The organism is Paenibacillus sp. FSL R7-0210 (assembly GCF_038009085.1).
GTDB lineage: Bacteria > Bacillota > Bacilli > Paenibacillales > Paenibacillaceae > Paenibacillus_AQ > Paenibacillus_AQ silagei.
Genome location: NZ_JBBPAR010000001.1, coordinates 4,976,801 through 5,001,057 on the forward strand (window position 1 = coordinate 4,976,801; position 24,257 = coordinate 5,001,057).

The window sequence follows — 24,257 nt, forward strand, 5'->3', positions numbered from 1 at the left end:
AATCTCTCCTTTAGTAGTTTGTACGACCTGCTAAGGCTCGCCTCGGGGCAGGATTACCCTGCCGGATAGTTCATCGATTCAGCTTATACTCCTGAACCGCCGGCACTGTAATGGCCTCTTGAGCCTTGCTTCTGGAGATCAGAACCGGGTGCTGCGTTTGAATAACGGCGATGACCGAAGGACCTTGTATGTATTTGGTGATACCGTAAGTACTGTCCTCATAGAGCAGTGGAAAAGTATCGCCCGTAGATTCATCCACGATGTCGAACTTGATGATCTTCACTTGAGCCTGAAGCCGGCTCCCCGCCAAGGGGGATAAGCCGTCATCCAGTCCCAGATTACTCTGCAAGGTGTGGCGGAAGGTGGTATAAGCCTCAGCGGGATCAATGACCAGACGGCCTTGGGCCTTCGCTGGTTCGTCCAACTCCTGAGATGCGTCATGGACGGCCATATTATTGGCATCCTTAAGCATGCTGCGCACCTGGTCCCATTCCTGGTTCTGAATCTGAAAAAACCAGGAATAAATAAAGATCAACAGGACAAAGGCCAGCTTAATAATATAATCCATAGGTTAGCTTCATCCCTTAATTAATCGAGATATTCACTCATGATTGAGCCATGTCCATAGTACTGTGCCGGCTGGGATACACCGGAGAAATTGTAGGGGAACAGGTTCACCCGCGGTGCGGTTACGTACACATCAATCCGCTGTTTGCGTTCAAGGATCACTTCTGTTCCGCTGGTGATCTTAATCGAGCCTTCGGGAAATCCTACAGCCTTCAGGTTAGAGATGACCTCAGCCTTCATGGAGGCAGTGACCATCCCTTCTGTCGCTGCCTTTTGCGTGATATACGAGGTGTTGGCTTTGACCTGCAGGTCGAGCAAATAATCAATGTACGTAAAAATCGGCTGCAGGATTATGAACAGCACCAGCCACATGAACAAGGCCCGGAGGACGGTTGCCTTCAAGCGCAGCGCCTCCTTTTAATACTTCTCGACAGCTTTGACATGGGTAATAATATCATCCTGGCTGCCGCCAATGATGCTTGTAGCCCCAGCGATAAAAATCCCGGCAATCACAAAGCCAATAGCCAGAAACAGCGCGACGGAAATTGAGTCCTTCTTCATCTCCGTTAAACCAAAGGGCCAGCGATTGTGTACGTTACTGCTGCTTCCACGGAATCTGCGGGCTGAACCAGACTAACCTTCGGGATTTCAGGTCTGTTGTCATCCGCTTTATCGATTACGTCCCGTACTACAGGAATCAATACAGCAATTACAATAGCCACACACAGGAACCCGATTGCGATAAACAAACCAGTAGAAATAGCGTCTTTTTTCATTGTTAATATCTCCCTTTTGATTGTATATTTTAAAATGATTCTTGAATATAACAAAAATTTCATTTGGTTCTTTTTCTTGCTGTCAGCCTGCCTGAACTCGTCATTGGAACATCCCTACGCCGTTAAAATTCCCTTTGATCAGCATAATGTACTGCATCGCCAGCGACACAATCATCAGAAAGGTGGCGATCGACGGAATGACATTGATGATCGTGGAAATGTCCCCGATAAAGGACCATTTCTTCAGATATTGGTCACTTGAGATTTTGGTAATAATTTTGCCCTGCTCCTGCAGATACTTCGCTGCTTCATGGTCATCATCCATCCCTTCTGTCGCAAGCAGAATCGAACGGATATCGTTGATAAACATGTGGTTCTCCGGGAATTTGCTGCAAAACCATTCAATGGCCCGCTCCGTCCCCTCATCCACCGCCCGCTCCGACAGCTCATACAGATCCTGGCGGATGTAACTGAAATGGTTGGCCGTCCCGGCGCAGAAGGCGCCAAATTCCACATACCCCCGCTTGCGCAGACGGTTATTCTCATAGAGGCGGATGAAGGAGATCAGCTCTCCGTCTTTTTGGATCAGTGTCTTCTGATGCAGCCAGCTAAGCAGCCAGCCAAACGGCAGCGCCCGCTGCGGACTGGTAATCACGAGAATCAGCAGAGCAATCAGAGGATCGTATATTGACATTGACTCTGAACGTAAGAAGTCTCCCGTTACCTGGGCCAGCAGATAGAGGAAAGCCGCCGAATATCGGAACAGGGTGATTTTGGCTGCGGATATAGAGAGTCCGCTCTGGCCCAGCACTTGCTGCAGCCGCTCATTGTGCACACGTTCCCCGAAAGCCTTCCACTGCTGGCCCAGACGGAGCACGTACCGTTCCTGACGGCTGCTGCTGCTGACAAAGACCAGTAAGGCAAGATACACAATACCTGTTACAGCTATCAAAAGTAATAATCTATCCATCATTCATCACCTTAATGGTAGTCCAGTTTGGGTCTGGCGAGGATGGTACTGATCATGAACGAGATGAATAGGCCCGTCAGAATCACCATCATAAATGTAAGTCCAATCGTTGTCTCGAACTGCAATTTGAAATACACATCCGGCTTCAGCATGTACATGAACGTTCCCACAGAAGATACCAGCACTATCAGATTACCGTACAGTCCCAGGCTGATTGCATCTCTGCTGCTGGCCTTCACCGTCAGAATAGTCTCCCGTTGCAGCTCCATTGAGCGGTTAAGCGTCATGAGCGAGCTTTTGAGATAACGGGTGCCTTCCTTCTCGCAATAGAGCAGATCCGATACGAATTCTACGGCAAACGTCGTGCCAATCGCTCCGGCAAAACGCCCGGCTTCCTCGTTCAGCTCCCGTTCATTGCTATAGCCAGCGAACGCTGCCCCCAGCAGCCTCAAGGGCGTCTTCAACACATTCTCCACCGGCAGCAAGTCACTGGTCTTGGACAAAATGGAATCCGCAGACAAATGCGTAAATTTGGTGGAAATTTTGATCACATCGAGCAGATCGTAGCTCCCCCGCACCTTGCGCTGGGCATAGGTATATCTCATCCGCAGATAAGGAATACAGGCCGAGAGCACCGCCAGAAACAGCGGAAGCCGCCAGGCATTCGCCACAGGTGCGCCGTCATTCAACACCATGCCTTCCAGAAAAGGATTGCTGAAGCTCATCTGCCCCGGCAGCTCTTTAAGAGTCAGCAGACTCGATAGGAATACACCGAGGAACAGCATCCCCGAACGGGTGACGAAGCGCAGCACACTGATGCCCGGCTCGTATCGCTTATGGGCAAAATACAGCAGATCATCCAGATGGCGGTACAGCCACATTTTCCTCTTCGCGCTGCTGACCTTGTGGCCGAACAAGCTCATCCGCAGATCCAGCTTCTGCCCCCACTGCCATAGATGCCGCTCAATCAGCGGCTTGACCAGCAGCCAGAGTCCGCCTGCAACGAGCAGGTGAAGCACAAACTGGATGATATAGAACAGCAGCTCCACAGGCACTCCCTCCTCTCATTCATTCAAAACGATTTTGGACTTCAGACTTTCCTTCAGCGGGTCAGTCATCGGCTTCTGCGCAGCGAGATGTCCAAGCTCCTGCAGCAGCATCCGTGCCGCTCTGGCATTCTTCTTCTTCATCTTTAAGATCAGCGTTTGGGTTAGCTTGTCATTATAGGTCCAGCCCGCCTGCTCCGGTTCCCAGCGCATCAGATCATTGGCGAAGACTGAATTACTGGCCTCTTCATAAAAGACCTCGGAGATCCGTGCCAGCCGTTTCTTCCCATCCGGGACACTCTCCAGAATAAACACCAGCTCACAAGATTTCAGTGCCGAGATTAAATGTCCCTTCAGGCTGCCGCCAATCCGTGTAGATACAGCGAACGCCCCCTGATAAGGAATGTCCTCCGAATCTACGGTATGGAAGGTGCCCGTAATGCCGTCATAGCCCTTCTCACCGCTCCACAGATAGAATTCCCACTCGTTATATCTCATTTCTGTCATGTACAAAATGTTCGGGTCATGCCGCAGCGATTCCACACCGACCTCCATCAATTCCTCATTGGAAGCCTGAATGGGAATAATCCGGTGGCCTTTGATCTGATACGGTAAAATCGACTCCGGATGCTTCTCGATCATCACAACGCCCATACAGGAAGAGGAGCCGAGCAGTTGCTCGCCGACAATCGTGTTGGCAAAAGTGGTTTTACCCGACCCTACCGCGCCCGCGATAATCGTGTTGCGAAACGTACCGGTAAGCGCCCGAATCAGATCAATCGCTTCCGCAGGAATACATTCCGTGCCGGCCTGATCATCCAGATCCAGAAATTCAACGACCTGCCGCCGCAGCGAGATGGTAGTGAAGCCCTCCCAGACCCGCGGGGAGACCCAGATAGCTAGACGAATGAATCGGCCGGGCCAGAGAGGATCATCCATTTTGAATTCAACGGAAGGATTATCCTTGTTCAGCTTCTTGCCGGGATCACTCTTGAGGAGAGAACGCTTAAGCTGCTCCACCCGGTCCAGCGAAGGCATCTCATAGGGATACGCCACAAACCTCCCCTGATGGTTATAAAAAATTTGCCGCCCGATCATCTGCAGTCCCGTTGATTCGCTATAGGCACGGTCTGTGAACCAGCGGTAGGCGGGGCCGAAGCCCTTCCATTCATGAAACAGCGCTTCAGCAGCTGTGCGGTAAGCCTCCGGCACTTTTCCGGTAAACGGCGTCCGGCGCAGATATTTCTCAATCTCGTTCATGAAAAAGCTGACCGCCTGCGGATCACCAACCAGCGCCTTCGCATTCAGTTCGAAATACCCGTCATCCTCACGCTCCAGCCCGGCGTTCATTTCACTTTTCATGGTGTGCAGGAAGCTGTAAAAGTCCTCTTTGCCGGGCTTACTGGTACGCAGTACGCTCTGCTTCAGTGAGAATAGCCGTCTGCTCTGCGTTCCGTCCACGCGTCCAGGCACCGCCTGTAAGCTCTCGTCCCATTGTCCCTGCCGCCTGCCCTGCTCAGGGTCCAGCGGAGCCCATCCGGACAGCACACGCTTCTGCTGCAACGGCAAGCTGTCATCCTTGTTGTTCATCATTGAAATATCCCCTTCTTGCGGGTTTCCTGGGCGAGGCCCAGTGATACAAGCAATGCCTGGACCTTATCGTCCACTTGCTGAAGCTCTTTTTTGCCCAGTGGCAGGCTCTCTGGAAAAGATGGATAATACGGTAGCTCCAGCAAAAGCTCGCTGCCAAAACGCAGGGCCAGGCTTTTCGGTGATGTTAGCTCCTCCACATTGCTGCGGTTAATTACCCACTGGAAGTCCTGCGGATGCAGGTCCATATGTCCGGCCAGCTCCATCAGGGGCTGCAGCCTGTGTTCATGCCGCGGGTGTGTAACGATCATGCGCAGCACCGACTTCTGCATCCCCACATACCACGCGGCGCTCTCGGGAATCGACCCGAAATCCGCAATCACCACATCAGCGCTTTCACTTGCTCTGGCCAGCAGATATTCGATCTCCTCCTCCTGATAATCCTGGGCGCTTAGATAATCGAAGTTCCCGGGCAGATAGGCATAGCCTTCCTGCTTCACCAGCGCGCTGAAATCCTCATCATGCAGCATTTTACCGGTAATCCGCGGCCGCAGCCTGTCCAGACTAACCGCCGTCTTCCGGTCATAGCCCGGATCGTACAGGTCGAGACCCAGCATAATCACCCGCAGCCCTGAAGCGGCAATCCTCCTGGCGAACAGCCTGGCAATACTCGTGCAGCCAATACCTGGCCCCGAGCCGAAAAAGCCTACCACATTACCGCTCTCCTTATGCTCATCTTCGAGCATATAGCGCAGCTTATCGATGATAGCTGCTGAGGTTGAACGCGGGGGCACGAAAAATATACCCAGACTCTCACACTGCATATGTATAGCCTGGTAACCCCGCACCCCTTTTTGCAGATAGATGTACAAAATTGAAGAGTCCGGATACCTCCCTCTTAGCTCTCTTAATTCCGCTACCGGCACCTGCTCGCTCGTTACCATTAACAGATGACCTCCGGCATGTTCTGGCTCCGGCAGCACACTTTGGGCAATAACGGTGAAGCCTGCCAGCTTAATCTCATTGATCGTCAGCTGATCTATGCCCAGACTGAATATTCTCAAGTCTCATTCCCCCTTCCCTTCTGTCCACGCCTACTCTACCCGGACAATCCATAGCTTCTTGCCCTGCTCGAGATAAGCTCCCAGGAGCTCACCGTCACTCTTCTTCAGCTTCAATTCCGGGGCTGCCACCTTCCCGGTGGAAGTAAAGCGGTTATTGTTATTGCCATTCTCTGAGTCGAGTACATCGTTGTTATCTTCCGTACGCACGTAGTTTACAGTCACTCCGCTTAAGAATACTTTACGCGCAGGTACCTCGGGCGGAACCTCTGCTTCCAACAGGGAGGAAGCGTCTGAGGCCTTTTCCCCTCCGGGAGTAGCTACAGATGCTGCAGCAGCCGGACTGTATCCTCGGCGTTCTTTTGCGGGTGAGTCTCCTTCGACCAGATAGATATCTACCTTATCCCTGCTGCGGAGAGAACCGTTGATGGCATAGATGGCGTCTTTGGGAATCGGGAAAATCCCCTCGTCCTGCTGCGGCTCCAGCTCGCTTACATCCACCAGTGACTCGGTCAAAATACTGCCATCCGTCAGATTGACATTCGTAATCTTCTGTTCCACCTGCTCCAGACTACGGACTACCCCTGCCGGGATGTCTTTGGTCTGTACGGAATCCAGATAGAGATTCTCTGCTGTCAGCTCATGATTCTTCGGCAGGAAGCCCCCGCCGTCCACCTTGATTTTGACAACGGTCTGTGACAGTACATAAGGCTTGAAATAGAGATCATAGCCGAGCAGTCCGCCGAAGCCGATGAGCAGGATGAGTCCGGCGAAGAAATAATTGCGTTTTAATAGACGTCCGTGCTTTGTTGACAAGCCCTTTACCCCCTTTGAATGTGATTTCTGCACATAGCAAAATACATCTTGGCGCTTATGTCCAAAATGCCGGTAAAATGCTTTTTTACCTTAGTAGTTGAGAAGTGTATTAGATTATCCTTGTGAGGGTGTGAAGCCTGAGGCTGCGGGAAGCTCCCGCTGAAGATAAATGCCGGTAAAAGCCAGGCCAGAACGATGTTCTATATCCCCTGCGTTAAGCTGGGTTGCTGACTTTTACCGGAGTGGTTGTAATGGTTACTGCAAGATTAGCTTATTAATTAAATACTACTGTTTTGTTGTGATGCACGAGGATTCTGTCCTCAATATGCCATTTGACGGCACGGGCCAGAACGACCCGCTCAATGGTACGTCCAATGCGCTTCAGCTCATTCACATCATCGCTGTGGCTGACCCGCTGAACGTCCTGCTCGATAATCGGTCCGCCATCAAGCTCCTCGGTCACGTAATGGGCAGTCGCCCCGATGATCTTGACTCCGCGCTGATAGGCCTGGGCGTACGGCTTACCACCGACGAAGGCCGGCAGGAACGAATGATGGATATTGATGATCCGGTGCCGGTAATGCTCGATGAATGAAGGCGAGATAATCTGCATGTAGCGGGCCAGTATGATTACATCGATATCTTCACCGATAACCTCCAGTTGATGCGCTTCAGCTTCAGCCTTCGTCTCTGCGGTGACCGGAATATGATGGAACGGAATGCCAAAGGATTCCACATAAGCCTGCATATCGGTGTGGTTGCTGACCACAAGCGCGATATCTGCATCCAGGTCGCCTGCCTGCCACTGCCAGAGCAGCTCCACCAGACAATGGTCCTCCTTGGAGACGAAGATCGCCAGCCGCTTCTTATGGCTTACCTTGAAGATCTGCCAGTTCATCTTGAAGCGTTCGGCAACACCGCCGAAGATGTTACGTACCTCTTCCAGCCGCTCATCCAGCTTAGGCAGGTCAAACTCTACTCGCATGAAGAACATTCCGCCGTCCGGGTCCATCGTATATTGGTCCGACTGCACGATGTTCGCGCCATGCTGATACAAAAAATGCGATACCGCTGCTACAATCCCCGGTCCGTCAGGACAAGATATGAGCATACGCGCCCGGTCCGGATAAGGTCTGCCTGTTGAATGCTCTCTCTTCACATGTAATTCCATAGTTCTCCGTTCATCCTCTCATCTGCTTGCGTTATCTATGCGGGTCTATGCCTTCACGAGCAGCTGTTTGCCTGCAAGCCAGGCGATCAACCGGTGATTAACGGCTTCCTCACTAAGCTGAGGGAATAATCCGGCAGCTATGACTTGATCATAGAGACGTTCCAGCGGTTCACGGGGATCTGCTTTTTTGGCCTTGGCGTCATTCTTCAGCAGCTCCCATACATCCAGCACATAACGGCGGGAATCCAGCTCCTGCTTGGCAAAAAAGGCATGCAGCTCTTCCAGCTCCTGCAGGAATTCCGCACCGAAGCGTTCAGCGACATTGCCGCGCAGCAGGGCGATTTCTACTTCATACATGGGACGGAGCTTCTTGGCGTCTTTGCCGATCCAAGGCGTCTCCAGAATAAACGGCAGACCTGCGAGTGCTTCATGCTGGACTACATTGTTGATCGTCTCGAATCCTAGGTAGCCAGAGCCAATCGGTGTATGACGGTCTTTGCCCGCTCCGCGCGGGTTCTTGCTGTCATTAAGATGGATCACGCCGAGCCGCTCCAGACCGATCGTATCATCGAACTTCTTCAGCACCCCATCCAGATCGTTCACGATATCGTATCCGGCATCATGAATGTGGCAGGTGTCAAGACAGATCGATAGCCGCTGATTAAATTCAACCTTATCTATAATGGAGGCAAGCTCCTCGAAGGTGCGGCCAATCTCTGTGCCTTTACCAGCCATCGTCTCCAGTGCGATATGCACATCGGTCTCATTCGTACCGCCCAGCACCTCATTCAGGCCGTCTGCAATGCGCTGGATGCCGTAATCAGCATCCTTATCAGTGAATGCACCCGGATGCAGGACAATATGCTTGACCTCAAGCGCATGGGTCCGGCGGATCTCTTCCTGCAGGAAATCTACTGCCAGCTGATAGGTATTTTCCTTGTAGGAGCCCAGGTTAATAATGTAAGGGGCGTGAACCACAATCTCGCCGACGCCATTCTCCCGCATCTTCTGTTTGCCTTCCTCGGGGAACATCGATTCAATCGGCTTCCGGCGCGTATTTTGCGGCGCTCCCGTATATATCATAAACGAGGTAGATCCGTACTCATTTGCTTCATTGGCCGCGCTCAGGAGACCCTTGTCCGCGCAGGACACATGTGAACCTATTTTAAGCATGCTTAATTTCCCTCTTTCCTTCACGAATTAACCCTTATTCTACCGTGATCGGGAGAATAAATCTAGGCAAGCCCCGAAAGGCCGCTTCCGCTTCGCAAACCTAAGGAAATACGCTATACTCAAGAGGAGCAAAAGGAAAGTGACAATCATCATTGTCAAAGGCGGTGTATTCATGCATTTCCATTTACCCTCAAGCTTATTATCCACATCTCCAAGCAACTGGTTTATGAACTCCATCGCATTTTGGACCTTTTTACTGCTGGGCTGCATGTGCATCGGCGGCTATTTTATGTTCCGCAAATTCCTGAAGGTGCTGCCCAAGGCTGACGGAAAATCCAAGCTGGACTGGCAGAACTACTGGGTGGAACGCAGCCGTCCGCTGTGGAGCGACGAGATGAAGGCTTTTCTGGACCAGCTTGTACAGCCGGTGCCTAGCCCGTTCCGCGATATTGCCAAGCACTCTATCGCCGCTGAGATCGGCAAGCTGGCTGTAGAGAGTCATGCAACTGAGGTTACCCGTGAGCACTGTATCCAAGGGTACATTATTGCTACGCCCCGGCGTGACAACAGGTTCCTGATCACCTTCCTGGAGAAGAACGGCATTGACTACGCGCCTTACAAGCATCTGGTCAAATAAAGCATATTAAGGAGCAACCTCTATGAAATATATCATTTGCGGAGGCAGCGGATTCATCGGCAGCGAGCTTACCGGATATTGGCTGCAGAGCGGACATCAGATCATCAGTGTCGGGCGCAAGAACCCCGAGAACAAGCTGGATCATCCGGGGCTTAGCTATCTCACCTGGGACAGACTGGCAGCCAATCCTGAAGCGGCAGAAGGCGCAGATGCGCTGATTAATCTTGCCGGAGCTTCGCTTAGCCAGCGCTGGACCCCTAAGGGGAAGCAGGCGATTATGGAATCGCGTCTTGAAACCGTTGCCGCTGCCGGTAAGCTGCTGAATTCACTCCAGCATAAGCCAAGCGTGATCGTCCAGTCCTCAGCAGTCGCCATTTATGGTACGTCGGTGCAGGATACCTATACCGAAGCTTCCGAGACCCGGGTTTTCGATTTCCCTTCCGAGGTGGTCAAGACCTGGGAGGAGGCTGCGGATGAAGCCTATGCCGGTATCCGTCTGGTCAAGCTGCGCACCGGGGTTGTGCTTGGCAATGAGAGCGGTGCTTTTCCCAAAATGAAGCTGCCTTACTCGCTTGGCTTCGGCGGCAAAATCGGCACCGGCAAGCAGTGGATGTCCTGGATTCACCTTACAGACATTGTGCGCCTGATCGAATTCTGCATTCTTCAGCCTGAGATCGAGGGTCCCGTTAATGCCACAGCTCCACAGCCGGTCACTAATGAACAGTTCGGACGGATGATCGGCAAGGTCTACCATCGCCCGCATTGGTTCCCCCTTCCGGCGTTTCTGCTAAAAACTGCTGTAGGCGAGCTGTCCGAGATTCTGCTGGAAGGCCAGCGTGTGCTTCCTTCCAAAGCAATTAACCACGGCTTCACCTTCAACTATCCCACGCTACAGCCTGCACTGGAGCAACTGAAAAATCAGTAGGCTGCTGCAAACGCACCATTCCATTCATCACATCTACCTCTGCTAAGCTGTGCGAAAGGTATAGGTACCCTTAACAATGGTGAACACGCTGCCTTCGGTCAGCGGGTATTCTTTGTAGGGAACCATAGCTTCACCTGCAAGCAGCGTCCCGTTCCTGGAATCCAGATCCTTCAGAATGTATCCTCCTGAGACTCTGAAGATTTCAGCATGGACCCGTGAAGCCCCCTCCGATTTCTCAATGTACTGAGCCACTTCAGAGGAGCGTCCAATAATGAAGCTTGGCCGGTTCAGATCAATTCGTTCGGGAGCTCCCCCGTCATCCGGGTCACTTCTTTCCAGATAAGGCACTGTCCTTCCGGCCTGGGGAAGACTGCTGCCTGTAGCCTGAACGGGTTCCCGGGTCAGCAGCGCTGTAGCCATCGCCGCTTCCTTCTTCTGCGGACTACTGGCGGCCATCCCCGGCGGAGCCTGTTGTCTGCCAGCCGGTGTAGCTGTGAATCCGTGCCCCCTCACAGTTGCTTCTTGTTGCTGAGGAGTGTAGACCGGTGCAGGAGAACGATGCTGATTTACCGGATTCCTGCTGAAATCCCATTCCATGTCGCTCCTCAGCTTACGGTTCCGGGCTGTACTGTTATAATCCTCTGGCCCCTCCCCCAGATCATCCAACTCTTCCTCTGCTTCGCCCCAAGCCAGCCTTCCACTCCATACCAGCCAGCATACAGCCGCAAGTATCAGAGTCACCGCAGCACAAACTGCCAGCCACAATGTGCGGGGGTCATTCAGATACAGAAACTTCCATAGTAACGCATCAACTAATAATGCCCCCAGCAATATATACGTCCTGTGAGGACTCTGCTTGTCCTCAGCCTGAACAGGTCCAAGTGTTGCATCCATTGTTGTCTGAACCCCTGATAATCCATCCTTTCGCTTCAACGGTGGTGAAGCACCCATCCAAGGCGTGGGATTAAGCATCGAACCGGAAGGCTGCGCTTCCTTATCTCCATGTATTCGGGAGAACGCTGCGGCCGCGGACCTCTCCCTTCCCGGTTCTTCCAGTCTGCGAGCCTGAGGCTGCGCCCAGTCTATCCTCGTTCCTGGTACCGCGGCAGAGGTGCCTGCGCCAGCCATAGGACTTAGATGTGCAGGCTCATTTCGTTCAACATGGTCCTTATGGGGTGTAACCTCCGTCAGCATTTCTGCGAGCAGTTCCTTCAGCCCCGCTGGACTAAAGGCTTCTTCCCCGCAATATTGCAGCAACCGCTGTATCCCGTCACCCGATAGCTCCTGGATGGCTCCCATGAAGACCATGATCAGCGATTTCAAGGCTTCTCCCGGCTTCTGTGCAGGCTCTGTGAGTTCCAACGGAATATAAGTCAGGAAGACCTTGCCGCTGCTGAGCGGACCTTCGATAAAGATAAAATCCTCATGAAGTGCATACTGCTCTGTACGCAGCATATACAGCTGCCCCTCCTCCATCCCGGCAGCGATCTGCAGCATCAGCCCGAAGAATTCCGTCATGCTCAGCTTCCCGCTTTTAAGCAGAGCTCCAAGCATTTTACGTCTTGCTACCGTATATTCCAGTGTGACCTGCAGATCTATTTCTCTGAGCAGCAGCCGTAAATGATGCGGTATCCCGCTGGTCATCAACATCCGGGCCTGCACCATATTTAGCTCTCCTTCGCTCAGACCCCCGGATCTGCCCAACAGCATCGTTATTCCATCCTGCTGGATGAAATCACGTTCTAGTCCAAACAATCCCTTCACCTCCTAAGCTGTCAACAATAAGCTCCAAGTCAGAAATAAATATAAGCACAGATGAAGCCCGGGAACACGGCCAGCATAAAAGGAAACCGAAGCAACTCTCCCTCCCGGCCCTTGACGAGACTCATATTACGAAGCAGCAGGAACCCCGCTGTTCTGCTTATCATGCTGCGCAGCCTGCGTCCTGTCTCCCTTCTGTAGAGAATGATGATCCAGCCTACGACTGCCCCCAAGAGCACCGAATAGACAATAACCTGAAGCGAGAAAAGCACTCCTGTCCAAGCTCCGATAGCCGCAAAGAGCTTCACATCGCCAGCCCCCACCGCCCTGGTAAAATACATAATCAGCAGGAGCAGGAAGCCTGCTACGCTGCCGCAAAGTGAAAACAGCAGCCCCTGCCAGCCATTGATAATCAACTGCAGTAGCAGTCCGCTAATCAGCGCAGGCAGTGTAATCCAGTTAGGAATTCTCATCCAGCGTATATCTGTGAATAATGCTGCTGTCAGGAACGGCAGGCAACCCCATAACACCCATTCCGTCATCCGTGCTCCTCTTTTCTCTACTCTTTTATTTGTTCACCACTGTAAAAGTCGCCTGAAGCGTAGCTCCATCAGCCAGACTAACCACGAAGGGCCAGGTACCCGGCGTAGTATTCACGCCGATCTTCCATTCCCATTCGATGTACCCTTGCTCATCCGCTTGCTTCCAGCCCAGATACTTGGCAGTACTCTGGCCGCTCTTATAGAAGATCGACAGATTCGCCGATGCCCCGGGAGGCACCTTTACCTTGATAATGCCCTGGTGATTCGCTACTCCCGGATTCGGCTTCTCCAGGATCATAATGGTTCCGGTCTCCTCAGCAGGTTCAGCCGGATTTCCTTCCCCGGTTGAATCGGTGTTGCCGACCCATAAGCGTTCAACTGCGCTGGCCTCCAGCACGATTTTTTCATTCAGGAACGGGACTCGCATTGGCAGCTCATAGCTGACTACCATACCGAAATACGGATGCGTCCCTTGCCTCAGATCAGGTACAGTAACATTAGATACATGAATTCTGCTATATTCTAGCCAGTCCGATGATAGATATGGCCGGAGCATCGGCTTAAGCACCAAATCCAGCGCGGCTTCGGACGCTCCTGCCTGCACCTTCTGCAGTGGCCCTTCTCCCTCCCGGACCACAGCCCTGACCCAGGATTCCATCGGCTGCGGAAGCTTCTCCACGTAGTCCTCACTCCACTCCGTTATCGACAGGCGCGGTATGCTCCAGATGCTGGAGGAGTCCGCATCACCTGAGTGCTCAACCTCACCTGCTTCTCCGGCTTCCTCTCCACCTCCCCCCTCCTGCTGCTGCATGGCCAGAGCTGCCGGATACATATGGCTTGAGATTATTTTGACAGTGTCAGAAGCCGTACTCTGCAGCGCTGTTGAATACAAGGTCATTTGGATAATGAAGATGAGGAACAGGACAAATAGCAGGAACACAGGCAGAATCAGTGCCGCCTCCACAACCATGCTGCCTTCATCCTTAGGGTCCGGCGATTTCCTCAGCCACCGCTTCATTCTACCCTCCCCCTTAGTAAGAAAAGTCAGCCGCTGCTTGTCTGAAATAAACTTTGCCCCGCACATCTCCTGGCAGTCCGGCACTGTAATTCACCAGCTTCACTACACCCGGCAGAAACCAAAGCTGCATCCCCATCGTGATCCCGGCAGAGGCATATGTATATTTCTCTGCCGGATTGATACCGGTATTCAGGCGGATCAGCGCAAGAATCCGGGATAACTGTTCTTCCCCTCCCCCATGCAGCAGGAGGAACAGCCGAAGATAGTCACGATAGCTGAGCTGTGCGGTCATGTATTTGGATAAGGGAATCTCCCCCTTGGTGCAGAGCTGTATCATATCCTGGATAGCCTGCTCAATGCCGTACAGCAGTGCGGCGGCCAGAACGACAAGCGGATTCCCCATACCTGCTTTCTCAATCAGGCCTTCCATTGTCCGCACAGCCAGCCGCAGAGCAAAGATCTCACCATAAGCGGCTGCCACATTGCCTGCAGGATTATAGAATCCGTACAAAATATATTCCAGCTCTTGCGCCTGCGGCTTCAGCTGTTCTCCCAGCTGCTCACCGAATCCTTCAGCAGACCCGGAAGCCAGGGAGGTTAGCGCAGACAGATCGAAATGCCGGAAATACATCGCAGAGTACTCCGTCTGGTACAGCCGGTCTCTGGCTCCTGCCAGCACACTGCCCATAGCAGCATATATCCCATCCATATCTTTCATGGACGATTTGCCCGCAGCGTATTGATCCCCAGTATTCACAGTAGCCCCCGGCTCCTGCTCCAGACCTTCGTTAAAGGCCACATTCTGCTGGTAGTATTGACGCAGACTACCATACTGCTCCATCGCTTCATGCGCGCTGCTTCCCAGCGCGCGGATCTGATCCAGCAGTTTCATCGCATCTCCAAGCTTCTTCTTTGCCTGCCCTTCTATCTGCTTGCGCTGGCCGTCAGCAGTGCGGCGGCTCTCAATCTGTTCCGCTTCCTGCTTTATAACAGTACCGTCTTGCCCGTAGCTGCTTATATAGCCGTGCACTGCCCGGGAAGCATTAAGAACCCCTGCGCTCATAAGAGAATAGTCGGCATACAGTCCGGATGCTGTACTTAATATAGACGGCAAGCCGGAGACCAGCGGCTCCAAGGGAAGTGCGGTACTTCGCTGTACCCCGATGTTATTCCCCAGCTCGCTAAGCTCAGCTGGAGGAAGGATAAGTCCCTCCACCTGTGCTCTCAGCTTCTTAAGAGGCTCTGAGCTAAGCTCTCCGGCCGTGTCCGGAATGTCCCAGTTATGGGCAGGATCATCCCCCGCAGTACTGGCATCCGCATCCGCCTGATCAATGACACTCTGCATCTGAAGGTTCAGCGCATTCACCTGCTCAAGTGCAGCCTCTGCTTCATCCAGCAGACGGCTATTTTTCTCCTGGAAGTCCGCCAGCACTGCCGGTATCTTGCCTGTTACTTCACCAATCTGAACCTGATACTGCGATAGCACTGCCGTGTACTTCGGCCATGTCTTGGGGGGACGGTAATAATCGTCATAATATTTGTTAACATAATCCCCATACATCGCCGGGATATCGGAGCTTGCGGCCAAGGATGCAAGCGAACGCGCAGGAATACTGTCACCCGGAGGATTCATCAGCAGCTTCTGCAGGTTCTGTGCACTGTCAGCAGCTTCCTTGCGCTTCTTCAGCAAGAGATCCAGCGCTTCCTCACGCTGATCATATAAGGGCTGCAAGTCACCCAGTATCTCTGTTGTCCGTGAAGCCTCCGTCATCGCCGCCGATAACGGCTTAAGCTTGCCTGCCAGCTCCAGGGCGAAATCAACCGGCGCTTTGTACTTCATCTCTTCTATAATCTGCCGCCGGAAGACCTCGTAGGTGCCCAGCGGGCGGCTCCAGTCCAGCGAAGAGGAATCCACCATCACGGGCAGCAGGTTAAAGGCATCCCCCCGTCCGCTCTCGTACAGATTGTCGTTAAGCACCTTCGATAGCAGCTGATTGCCGTCCCCGCCGCCGAAGGCGAATAAGCCATAGTTCTCGCGCAGCTCAATGTCATAAGCGGACATTACAGAGCGTATAGCAGCTCTCGCCAGACGTTCCTCCTGCACATTCACCGCCGCAATCCGTGCGTAATCGATCAGCACAGCATTAAAAAGAAACACAAACGCCAGTACCATAATAAGAAAGATAGATACCGAACCTTCCGCTGAGCGAAGATATCTGACAATATATCCCGGTGACCATTTGCCTATGCCTTGGGATGTACTACTGCTAATAGGATCACCGCCGTAATCCAAGCAGTGGCTCCGGCCAGACGATTTGCTTAAGCACCTGCTGTGACTGAAAATACGCATCCGAACTTCCCCTTAACCTTATTCTTGAACACCCCGGTCCAAGCTGCTTCATCACCAGTCATCCTTAATGCAGCTTATCAAGCATCTGGGCTGCATGCGTTTTCTCCATGCCGGTGCCCTCCTTACCGGCGGAGGAATCCTGTTTGAACTTCGACCCATAGTAACGCATGAGATCCACCGTTCTTATGAATTCAACAGGCTCCGTAACGTAGGAGCGGGCATACACCTCAGGCGCAGCTCTATCGGCCAGCAGATTATCCAGAACAGGCAGATGTAGCACCTTCTTCAGCTCCGTACTGATTCTGCGGCCAGTCAATCCGTAGACATAGCTCATTTCTCCCTGTAATCCGGCAGGCACCATCTGTGATGCCCGGCGCAGCTTCACTACCGGCAGGGGCCCTCCTTCTTCAGCATTACCAGGCAGTGTAATGGCCGTACTGCCATTCTCTGCTCCTGAACCGAATAGCGAAGCCAATAGTCCATCCTCACCGATTCTCCAGTACAGCGGATCAACATTTCCGGTCTGGAATTCTCCGCTTACCGCCCGGTTACTATTCTCCCAGTTATATGCAGCACGCTCCGCAGTAGCTGAGGCAATCTGCAGCAGCATCGACTTCTGATAGCTGTATAAGGAGAAGAATAGCAGCACCATCGTAATCCCCATAAGCATCGGCAGCAGAAGTGAAGCCTCGATAGTGAAGCTCCCCTCATCCTCCCGCAGCGGAATCACTCAAAGACTTCCTGACTCTTATCTCCGGCCGTGCCGATCAGATCCTTAACCACCTTCACAATCTCCTCACGGAATACCAGAACGACCGCAATCAGTACAGCGATGATCAGGATCATCTCCAGCGTCCCCAGCCCCTCCTCATCTCTCCAAAAACTTCTTACTCCTTCTGCCATCTGCGTTAACATACGCCTCTACCTCCTACATTTTTAACATCATAATCGCCGGTGTTCCCACCAGCACAATCACAATCAAAAAGATAACCACCATCGGAAAAACCAGCTTCGACGATGCCTGTTCGCCGCGTGTGCGGCTGATCGCCTTCCGCTTCTCCCAGAGCATCCGTGACAGATCCCGCAGCGACAGAACAAAGTCGGCCCCGCCTCTGCGGTAATTAAGCAGCACTGTAGTGGTGAAGATGGAGACCTCCTGTACAGCACAGCGCTTACTGAAGTTCTCGAACGCCTGCTGGAAGGAGTAACCGCCGTCCCATTCAGCTGTCATCTTCATTAATTCAGCGTAGAGCGGATGGGCGCTATCCCCATGACGGCTGTTCACACAGCGGACAATCGCCCGCTGAACCGTCTCACCTGCGCCGACCAGCAGAACAATACTGTTCAGCAGCTCAGGAAGCTCCAGCATAATATTCTGCTCCCGTACACGTACCTTTTTGTGCAGATCGCTAACCATCGCCACCGGGAGTGCAACTGCCAAGAGCCCACCGAGGATTATTCCCGCCTGCTCTCCCGTAAAGCTTGTCAGCGCACTTCCTCCTGCGGCAAGCAGCCAGCTGTAGCTAAGCATCTCCCCCATGAACAGTAAGGTCCGTTCTGCACTGTAGCGCATACCATAGATCCGCTGTAGCGAACGTTGTATCCGAAACATCACAGAGGGGAGATAACTGGCAATTCTGCCCTGTTCTACTAATAACAATAGAGGCTCACCCAGCCGCCGCAGCCGCAGGCCTTCCATAGGCAGCTCCCGCAGAGCAGCATAACGGCTGCCGCATCTCATCCTCAGAATGAGCCAGCCTGCTGCGAGCAGAAGCAGAATCGCACCACAGATCAATGACATCCCTTCACTCACCCTCCTTCACAGCGGAATATCCATGATCTTATGGGTCCAGAGGTAACAGAGGAACAATGCAATCAGCGCCAGTGTAGACACTGCTATTCCTGCACCAGTATACATAGGCTGCATATAGTCTCCGGCGCTCAGACTCATGAACATCACCATCATCAGCGGAGAGACCAGCAGCGCCTTCGCCTCGAATTTCTTCTGGGCTATGCTTACTGCGATGTCCTGCTGGATATCCAGCTTTTCGCCGATGATGGAGGATGTGCGGCGTACAATCTCAACCAGATCCCCGCCCGTACGCTTGCAGACCATGAACACATCTGCGAAGCGCTCCACATCCTCCATTCCTGCTCTTTTGCTGAACTCATACAGCGCATCTTCAATCGGCTCCCCGTTCTCCATCCGGGCACAGATAATATTCAGCTCGGAGATCATGTCACTTGCGCCTTCCGGGTCAAGCATCCGCAGATCCTGCACCGCCTCGCGGAAGGCATTCTCCACCGAACGTCCGGCAGAGAGCGACGAAGAGAGCGAGAACAGCATCTGCTTGAATTGCAGATTCAGCGCAGCCCGGCGGCGCTGCAGCAGATATTCGCGCAGCAGCCGCGGCCCGTAGGCGCTTCCGGGGACAAGCAATGAAGCCAGGAGCAGCCGGTGATAGAACAAGTAACCAATACCGAACAACAGGGCGCCGGCACACAGAATGACCAGAATTTTTTGCAAGGAGGTCAGCTCATATACGGTATAATCCGGCAGCAGCATCTGCTCTCCCCCTTGAGATGCGCCAACCGGCAGTACGGGCGGTGTCCACTTCATGAACCCTTTGCTTCGCCTTACAGGGAGATGCCGGTCGCTCTTCTTCATGACGTTCAAGGTACACTCGCCTCCTTCGCAGAGCTTCTGCTCTCATACTGCTTGAGCGGATAATCATGGATTCCGGCCATCCGCAGCTTGTCCGCATGCAGAAGCGGGTTGCCGCAGACCTCAAGCCTCCCCTGCACCCGGCCATCTTGTTCGCCCGACTCCCGAAATTCATATATTGGATTCAGTATGACTTCGCCGCTGCGGATACCCGCAACCTCACTGATCTCCATCACCCGGCGTGAGCGGTCACGCAGCCGCGACAGATGCACGAATATATCGATCGCTGAGCTGATCTGCTGACGTACGACGGTTACCGGCAGATCAGCAGCGCTGAGCACCATGGTCTCCAGGCGGCTGAGCATGTCCAGTGCACTGTTCGAATGCCCCGTTGACAACGAACCGTCATGGCCGGTGTTCATCGCCTGCAGCATATCCAGACATTCAGCGCCCCGCACCTCGCCGACGACAATACGGTTAGGCCGCATCCGCAGCGAAGTGCGGATCAGATCACGGATCGTGATCTCGCCCCTCCCCTCTGTGTTAGCATTCCGGGTCTCCAGGGAGACCAGATTCGGAACCGTAACGATTTGCAGCTCTGCCGAATCCTCCACCGTAATGACGCGCTCCTGCGGCGGGATGAACTGCGATAGGGCATTCAGAAAGGTTGTTTTGCCCGAGCCAGTACCCCCGCTGATGAAAATATTGTATTTGGCAGCAACCATAATCCGCAGCAGCTCAGCTGCTTCCTCCGAGAGCGCTTCACGCCTCACCAGCTCCTCCATCGTCATCGGTGTCTCCGGAAATTTGCGGATGGTCATAGCAGGACCCTTCAGCGCGGCAGGCGGCAGTACGATATTGACACGCGAGCCGTCCTGCAGCCGCGCATCCACAATCGGCGAGGATTCATTGACCACACGGTTGACGCCGGAGACGATAATCTGAATGATATCCTCCAGCCTGCTCCCCGATTCAAAAGCCAGCGGCAGCCTGCGGATCATCCCCTCTTCCTCGATAAAGATCTCCTCGTGGCTGTTGATCATAATCTCAGTGATCGCCGGATTATCCACCAGCGGCTGAAGAATATCCAGCCCCCGGAAGGAATCGAACAGCTTCTTCACCAGCTCGTGCTTCTCCTGGGCAGTCAGGAGGCGTAATTGTTCCCTCTCCAGAATGATCCGTTCAATATAAGCAGCCAGCTCATCATTCCCGATGACCGAGGTCACATCCAGCCCTGCACGGATGTCGCTGCGCAGGGCGCGGAACATCTCTTCATTCATACAGGAATCCCTGTGAACACCCCAGGCAATTCAGGCTCTACTATAGCTCTGGAGAGCTGCTGAATGCCGTCAATGAATAGGGGAGAGCTTAGGCAGAGTTCTCCATAATGCTGTAACCCCCAGGATGGAATATACGGAAGTACAGCATCCAGCCGGAGTGCAGCGGATAGCGGCCCTTCATTCTCCACTCCGGTGCAGCCGTTCATGACGAATCGGCTCCTGTTCACCAGCTCGGGCAGCATGCCGGAGTGCGGACTTGCGATATAATCCAGCCAGCGTTCGGTTTTGCGGATACTGGCCTGATCATTCTTCAGCACCCACAGCAGGACACCGCATCTGTTCAGAACTGCCTGAGCCCGCTCCTCCTCAATAGCACCGGTGTCTACAATAACCACATCATAGCTTCCGGCTCCGGCCAGCCCCTCCAGTAGATCCAGTGTGTCCTGCCGGGACATTTGGAGCATCTCCTTGAAATTCTCTACAGGCCTGAAGGCATCACACCGCAGACTGTCATGTCTGAACGCATAATCGGTCCATTTCGGCTCCCCTCTTCCTCCCTTATTCTCTGGTCCTCCGGCCTTTAGCTCATATAAGAGCCGCTCCAGACCGGGAACATGGCTGCCCGGCATCCGCAGAATGAATCCGCTGCTGTCCACACTCTCCAGATTCAGATAGAATACGGACAGTCCAACCGCTCCAAGCTGCTTCGCCATGTTCAACGCTACCGTAGTTTTGCCGCTGCCGCCGCTGGCCGAGACGATCCCGAGCAGCAGCGTTGCTTCCTTAGGCAGAGCAGCCGTCCGGACCCGCTTCAGATCACTCAGCTGGAGAATCGCTTCCAGCAGCGACGGCAGTGCCTGATACTTGGCAATATGCCTTCCCCCTGCCAGATCCCGCCCATTCGGCAATTCTCCGCCTTCGCTTAAGACTGCCCAGGGAACTGTACTTCTCCCTTCCACCAGCCAGGCTTCAATGAAGGACGGGTCCCCGGCTACCGCATCCGGCAGCTCATCGCCTGTCATAAATTCCATAAAAGCGTCCAGTCTGCTGAAAGCCGTAATCCGCAGCATCTCCGCGTATTCGCTATGATGCAGATAATGCAGTAGCGGTTCAATATATTGGCTCTCCCGGACTGCAAGCACGATTCTTGCCGTCATGAACTCCTCCTCCTCTCTTGAATACATAAGAAAAAGAACAGCAAAAAAGCACCGCCAATAACCGTGAATACGGTCATTGAACGGTGCTTCCGTTACTGTTCCTGTAATTTACTGCTATAGTAGCATAGATATAAGAAGTCAGCAATAACTTTTTCACCACTATTTGAGAGAATCCCTCAGAATCCCCCTTACCTTCTACAGAAATCTGCGCTTCATATCCGGTGTCGGCAGCAGACACTGCTCATCCCTGCCGAACCAGCGGTAGCGGTTCCTGGCCACAATCCTGTACATAGCGTTACGCAGCGGTCCCGGAATTAGGATGAACACATATGCGGCAGGCCACGGGAACCGGAGTCTGCGGGCAATCCGCAGCACTGCTGCCGATTTCGTATAATACTTGCCGTTCTCTATCAGCACCACAGTGTCTAATTGCTGCTCGGGCAGACCGCCTGCCTTAAGCAGTTCCCGGGCAGCATCACTCTGCAAGGAAGCGAATTTGAAGTGCGCCTTGGGATCACGCGGAATAATGAACCGGACAATTCCCTGGCACAGATGACAGACCCCATCGATCAGCACAATAGATTCGCCCTGCACTTCCTTCCGCTCTTCAGTCACATCGCCGCCCCTTCCTCTTAAGCATAGTGTAACATTCCTATCTCCTTTTGAAAAAAAAGCAAAAAACGCGGGATAGCTCCCGCGCCTACAACGTCCGTTCGTCTAATTATTCTGCAATAGCCTTGTTAATCCATTCGTCCCCGGTCATTTGCTCTTCGAAATCAGCAGTGAAGGATTCCATGCATTTGCAGATGAAATCTTTGCGGCATACCGGACAAGGAGTCTTGAGCAGGCGGCTGATGTTCGTCATTTTCCATTCCGGAAACCGGTTGTAGAACGCGCGGCACTCCGTTCCGTCAGCAAGCTTGATAATGAACTCGTACAATCCTTCCTTATCATTGCTGCTGGCTTTGGTCACATTCGTAATACTCGGTTTGTAAGACATCTTCATCACCCATTATTTAAATTTTTGGTAGTTAATAGCACGCGCGACATTAACAGATACTTAGACATATTAAAGAATTTCCGGGGTGATGTCAACCAAAGTACAGGCTCCTGCAAGCTATTTACCACACTTCCGGCCTTCTCAGACTCTATTTAGCCATTATTCCCAGCTTTGTCCATTCCTACCCGTGGTTCTGCGTCTCTACATAACGTAAGACCAGACATTGACTGTCTGGTCTTACGAATAAGCATGCTATTCAATTGAACATTGCTATCTATCTCTACAGAACGTTCAGTTCAACCTCGATATTTCCGCGGGTCGCCTTGGAGTAAGGGCAGAAATCATGGGCTTTCTTAGCCAGATCCTCTGCCACAGAGCGCTCAATGCCCGGCAGCTTCACATCCAGTTTCACGGCCAGCTTGAAGCCTCCGTCGCTCTCGTCCTTGCCGATCAGCACATTCGAGGTAATCTCGACATCCTGCAGCTTTACGCCTTCTTTACGGGCAATATTAGCAAGGGCACTCTCATAACACGCACCATAGCCCGCCGCGAACAGCTGCTCCGGATTTGTCCCTGCACCACCAGGACCTCCAAGCTCCTTCGGAATTTTGAGATCATGCTTCAGCGCTCCGTCGGACGATTCCACCGAACCTTCACGGCCACCGCGAACCTTGGCTGTAGCAGTATATAGGGGTTTTAGTTTCAATGTACTCATCTTTAAATCTCTCCTTTTTAACACAAATTTTGTAAGAACACTTATCCTTAACTTAAACAACCTCACATTTTTGAAACGATCAGGCACATTATTACCTTTTAAAACTTGCTTCCGGCGGTGAATAGTGTACAATTAAATTGTGGTAAATCAATGTTCGGGAGGAATCATTCATGAATGTCCATGATTTTGAAGCCAACACCCTGCGGGGCCAGGAAGAATCACTCTCCAAGTACAAAGGCAAGGTTCTGCTCGTCGTGAATACAGCCAGCAAGTGCGGACTCACCCCGCAATATAAGGGTCTCCAGGAAGTGTACGATAAATTCAAAGACCGCGGTTTTGAGATTCTGGGCTTCCCCAGCAACCAGTTTGCCGGACAGGAGCCGGGTGAGAGCGAGGATATTGCCGAGTTCTGTGAGATCAATTACGGTGTATCCTTCCCGATGTACGAGAAAATCAACGTCAAAGGCGCCGACGCCCATCCCCTGTTCAAGTATCTGTCCAAAGAGGCACCAGGAGTACTCGGCTCGAAGAGTATCAAATGGAACTTCACCAAGTTCCTGGTGGACCAGGAAGGCCGTGTGCTGAAGCGGTTCGCCCCGCAGACAACACCGGATCAGATCGAAGAGGATATCGAGAAGCTGCTGCGCTAGAGCGGATTCAACAAAAACACCCTTCATACCCAGATTAGTTCCGTGCGAAGGGTGTTTTTGAGTTCAAAAAAAGCCGAAACCCTTGAATGATCAAGGATCTCGGCTTTTATGAAAAATATGCGGTAGAGAGGACTCGAACCTCCACGGGTATACACCCACTACCCCCTCAAGGTAATGGGCTAGTTTGGATCAATTACGTTTAATTATGACGAGACTCATTGTGGCAGTTTTTTATTTGTTCATGTGTTCCAATAAAGTAAATAATTATTTTTTGTTGAATAAGGAAAATAATTCATCAATAGAATCCTATCCCCCCATTCACATGAGGCAGAATCTCTCAGGTACGATATGTATTGCTTGCTAACGAAAGCGAGGATTTTCTACACA

Annotated in this window: 27 protein-coding genes; 3 read left to right on the forward strand and 24 right to left on the reverse strand. The window is 52.6% G+C overall.

Annotated features, from left to right (window positions below; translation table 11 throughout):
• Positions 1–70 precede the first annotated feature (70 nt).
• The 11 genes from MKY64_RS20980 to MKY64_RS21030 all read right to left on the reverse strand — a co-directional run bounded on the left by MKY64_RS20980 (position 71) and on the right by MKY64_RS21030 (position 9,170).
• A complete protein-coding gene (locus MKY64_RS20980; protein WP_340955471.1) occupies positions 71–568 on the reverse strand; it encodes a hypothetical protein in 498 nt (165 codons plus the stop codon).
• Between the two features lie 20 nt (positions 569–588).
• Positions 589–969: a hypothetical protein gene (locus MKY64_RS20985; RefSeq protein WP_036727543.1), complete on the reverse strand. Its 381-nt coding sequence runs from the start codon at positions 967–969 to the stop codon at positions 589–591.
• A 15-nt stretch (positions 970–984) separates the two neighbouring features.
• Positions 985–1,128 carry a hypothetical protein gene (locus MKY64_RS20990; RefSeq protein ID WP_155991580.1) on the reverse strand — a complete coding sequence of 48 codons (144 nt, stop codon included), beginning with the start codon at positions 1,126–1,128 and terminating at the stop codon, positions 985–987.
• Between the two features lie 5 nt (positions 1,129–1,133).
• The gene (locus tag MKY64_RS20995) at positions 1,134–1,343 is read right to left on the reverse strand and encodes a hypothetical protein (protein ID WP_036727541.1); all 210 of its coding nucleotides are present in this window, start codon (positions 1,341–1,343) and stop codon (positions 1,134–1,136) included.
• Between the two features lie 100 nt (positions 1,344–1,443).
• Positions 1,444–2,313, reverse strand: coding sequence for a hypothetical protein (locus MKY64_RS21000; protein ID WP_340955473.1), 870 nt, complete (start codon positions 2,311–2,313; stop codon positions 1,444–1,446).
• Positions 2,314–2,324: 11 nt separating this feature from the next.
• Positions 2,325–3,362, reverse strand: a complete 1,038-nt coding sequence (locus MKY64_RS21005) for a hypothetical protein (RefSeq protein WP_340955475.1) — start codon at positions 3,360–3,362, stop codon at positions 2,325–2,327.
• 15 nt (positions 3,363–3,377) lie between these two features.
• Entirely contained in the window at positions 3,378–4,952 is a 1,575-nt protein-coding gene (locus tag MKY64_RS21010) for an ATPase, T2SS/T4P/T4SS family (RefSeq protein WP_340955477.1), read from the reverse strand.
• Positions 4,949–6,013: a hypothetical protein gene (locus MKY64_RS21015; RefSeq protein ID WP_340955479.1), complete on the reverse strand. Its 1,065-nt coding sequence runs from the start codon at positions 6,011–6,013 to the stop codon at positions 4,949–4,951. Before MKY64_RS21015 ends, MKY64_RS21010 begins: the two co-directional genes overlap by 4 nt.
• Before the next feature lie 30 nt (positions 6,014–6,043).
• On the reverse strand, positions 6,044–6,826 hold the full coding sequence (locus MKY64_RS21020) for an SAF domain-containing protein (RefSeq protein ID WP_340955481.1): 783 nt from the start codon (positions 6,824–6,826) through the stop codon (positions 6,044–6,046).
• 274 nt (positions 6,827–7,100) lie between these two features.
• The gene (gene purU / locus MKY64_RS21025) at positions 7,101–7,997 is read right to left on the reverse strand and encodes a formyltetrahydrofolate deformylase (protein ID WP_340955483.1); all 897 of its coding nucleotides are present in this window, start codon (positions 7,995–7,997) and stop codon (positions 7,101–7,103) included.
• A 45-nt stretch (positions 7,998–8,042) separates the two neighbouring features.
• Positions 8,043–9,170, reverse strand: coding sequence for a deoxyribonuclease IV (locus MKY64_RS21030; RefSeq protein ID WP_036727528.1), 1,128 nt, complete (start codon positions 9,168–9,170; stop codon positions 8,043–8,045).
• A gap of 172 nt (positions 9,171–9,342) precedes the next feature.
• Here MKY64_RS21030 and MKY64_RS21035 point away from each other — a divergent pair, with 172 nt between their 5' ends.
• Together MKY64_RS21035 and MKY64_RS21040 are read left to right on the forward strand one after the other, a co-directional pair.
• Positions 9,343–9,807, forward strand: a complete 465-nt coding sequence (locus MKY64_RS21035) for a DUF2621 family protein (RefSeq protein ID WP_339257319.1) — start codon at positions 9,343–9,345, stop codon at positions 9,805–9,807.
• Between the two features lie 22 nt (positions 9,808–9,829).
• Entirely contained in the window at positions 9,830–10,732 is a 903-nt protein-coding gene (locus MKY64_RS21040) for a TIGR01777 family oxidoreductase (RefSeq protein ID WP_340955485.1), read from the forward strand.
• A gap of 42 nt (positions 10,733–10,774) precedes the next feature.
• On the opposite strand, the gene MKY64_RS21045 is transcribed toward MKY64_RS21040, so the two are convergent.
• The 13 genes from MKY64_RS21045 to MKY64_RS21105 all read right to left on the reverse strand — a co-directional run bounded on the left by MKY64_RS21045 (position 10,775) and on the right by MKY64_RS21105 (position 23,220).
• Positions 10,775–12,487 (reverse strand): DUF6382 domain-containing protein, encoded by a 1,713-nt coding sequence (locus tag MKY64_RS21045; protein ID WP_340955487.1) that lies wholly within the window; start codon positions 12,485–12,487, stop codon positions 10,775–10,777.
• Between the two features lie 38 nt (positions 12,488–12,525).
• On the reverse strand, positions 12,526–13,035 hold the full coding sequence (locus tag MKY64_RS21050; protein WP_340955488.1) for an A24 family peptidase: 510 nt from the start codon (positions 13,033–13,035) through the stop codon (positions 12,526–12,528).
• Between the two features lie 25 nt (positions 13,036–13,060).
• On the reverse strand, positions 13,061–14,053 hold the full coding sequence (locus MKY64_RS21055) for a TadE/TadG family type IV pilus assembly protein (protein WP_340955490.1): 993 nt from the start codon (positions 14,051–14,053) through the stop codon (positions 13,061–13,063).
• 13 nt (positions 14,054–14,066) lie between these two features.
• Positions 14,067–16,211: a hypothetical protein gene (locus MKY64_RS21060; protein ID WP_340955492.1), complete on the reverse strand. Its 2,145-nt coding sequence runs from the start codon at positions 16,209–16,211 to the stop codon at positions 14,067–14,069.
• Positions 16,212–16,467: 256 nt separating this feature from the next.
• On the reverse strand, positions 16,468–17,133 hold the full coding sequence (locus tag MKY64_RS21065) for a TadE/TadG family type IV pilus assembly protein (protein ID WP_340955494.1): 666 nt from the start codon (positions 17,131–17,133) through the stop codon (positions 16,468–16,470).
• Complete coding sequence (locus tag MKY64_RS21070; RefSeq protein ID WP_036727518.1) at positions 17,130–17,318, reverse strand: Flp1 family type IVb pilin; 189 nt, start codon at positions 17,316–17,318, stop codon at positions 17,130–17,132. Before MKY64_RS21070 ends, MKY64_RS21065 begins: the two co-directional genes overlap by 4 nt.
• Positions 17,319–17,331: 13 nt before the next feature.
• Positions 17,332–18,204, reverse strand: a complete 873-nt coding sequence (locus tag MKY64_RS21075; protein ID WP_340955496.1) for a type II secretion system F family protein — start codon at positions 18,202–18,204, stop codon at positions 17,332–17,334.
• An 18-nt stretch (positions 18,205–18,222) separates the two neighbouring features.
• Positions 18,223–19,023, reverse strand: coding sequence for a type II secretion system F family protein (locus MKY64_RS21080; RefSeq protein ID WP_340958142.1), 801 nt, complete (start codon positions 19,021–19,023; stop codon positions 18,223–18,225).
• A 53-nt stretch (positions 19,024–19,076) separates the two neighbouring features.
• Positions 19,077–20,348 carry a CpaF family protein gene (locus tag MKY64_RS21085; protein WP_340955498.1) on the reverse strand — a complete coding sequence of 424 codons (1,272 nt, stop codon included), beginning with the start codon at positions 20,346–20,348 and terminating at the stop codon, positions 19,077–19,079.
• Entirely contained in the window at positions 20,345–21,505 is a 1,161-nt protein-coding gene (locus MKY64_RS21090) for a hypothetical protein (protein WP_340955500.1), read from the reverse strand. Before MKY64_RS21090 ends, MKY64_RS21085 begins: the two co-directional genes overlap by 4 nt.
• Positions 21,506–21,700: 195 nt before the next feature.
• Positions 21,701–22,120 carry a thiol-disulfide oxidoreductase DCC family protein gene (locus MKY64_RS21095; RefSeq protein ID WP_036727513.1) on the reverse strand — a complete coding sequence of 140 codons (420 nt, stop codon included), beginning with the start codon at positions 22,118–22,120 and terminating at the stop codon, positions 21,701–21,703.
• A gap of 106 nt (positions 22,121–22,226) precedes the next feature.
• Positions 22,227–22,505, reverse strand: coding sequence for a hypothetical protein (locus tag MKY64_RS21100; protein WP_036727511.1), 279 nt, complete (start codon positions 22,503–22,505; stop codon positions 22,227–22,229).
• A gap of 280 nt (positions 22,506–22,785) precedes the next feature.
• On the reverse strand, positions 22,786–23,220 hold the full coding sequence (locus MKY64_RS21105; RefSeq protein ID WP_036727509.1) for an organic hydroperoxide resistance protein: 435 nt from the start codon (positions 23,218–23,220) through the stop codon (positions 22,786–22,788).
• Positions 23,221–23,390: 170 nt separating this feature from the next.
• Here MKY64_RS21105 and MKY64_RS21110 point away from each other — a divergent pair, with 170 nt between their 5' ends.
• On the forward strand, positions 23,391–23,870 hold the full coding sequence (locus MKY64_RS21110) for a glutathione peroxidase (protein WP_036727508.1): 480 nt from the start codon (positions 23,391–23,393) through the stop codon (positions 23,868–23,870).
• Positions 23,871–24,257 lie beyond the last annotated feature (387 nt).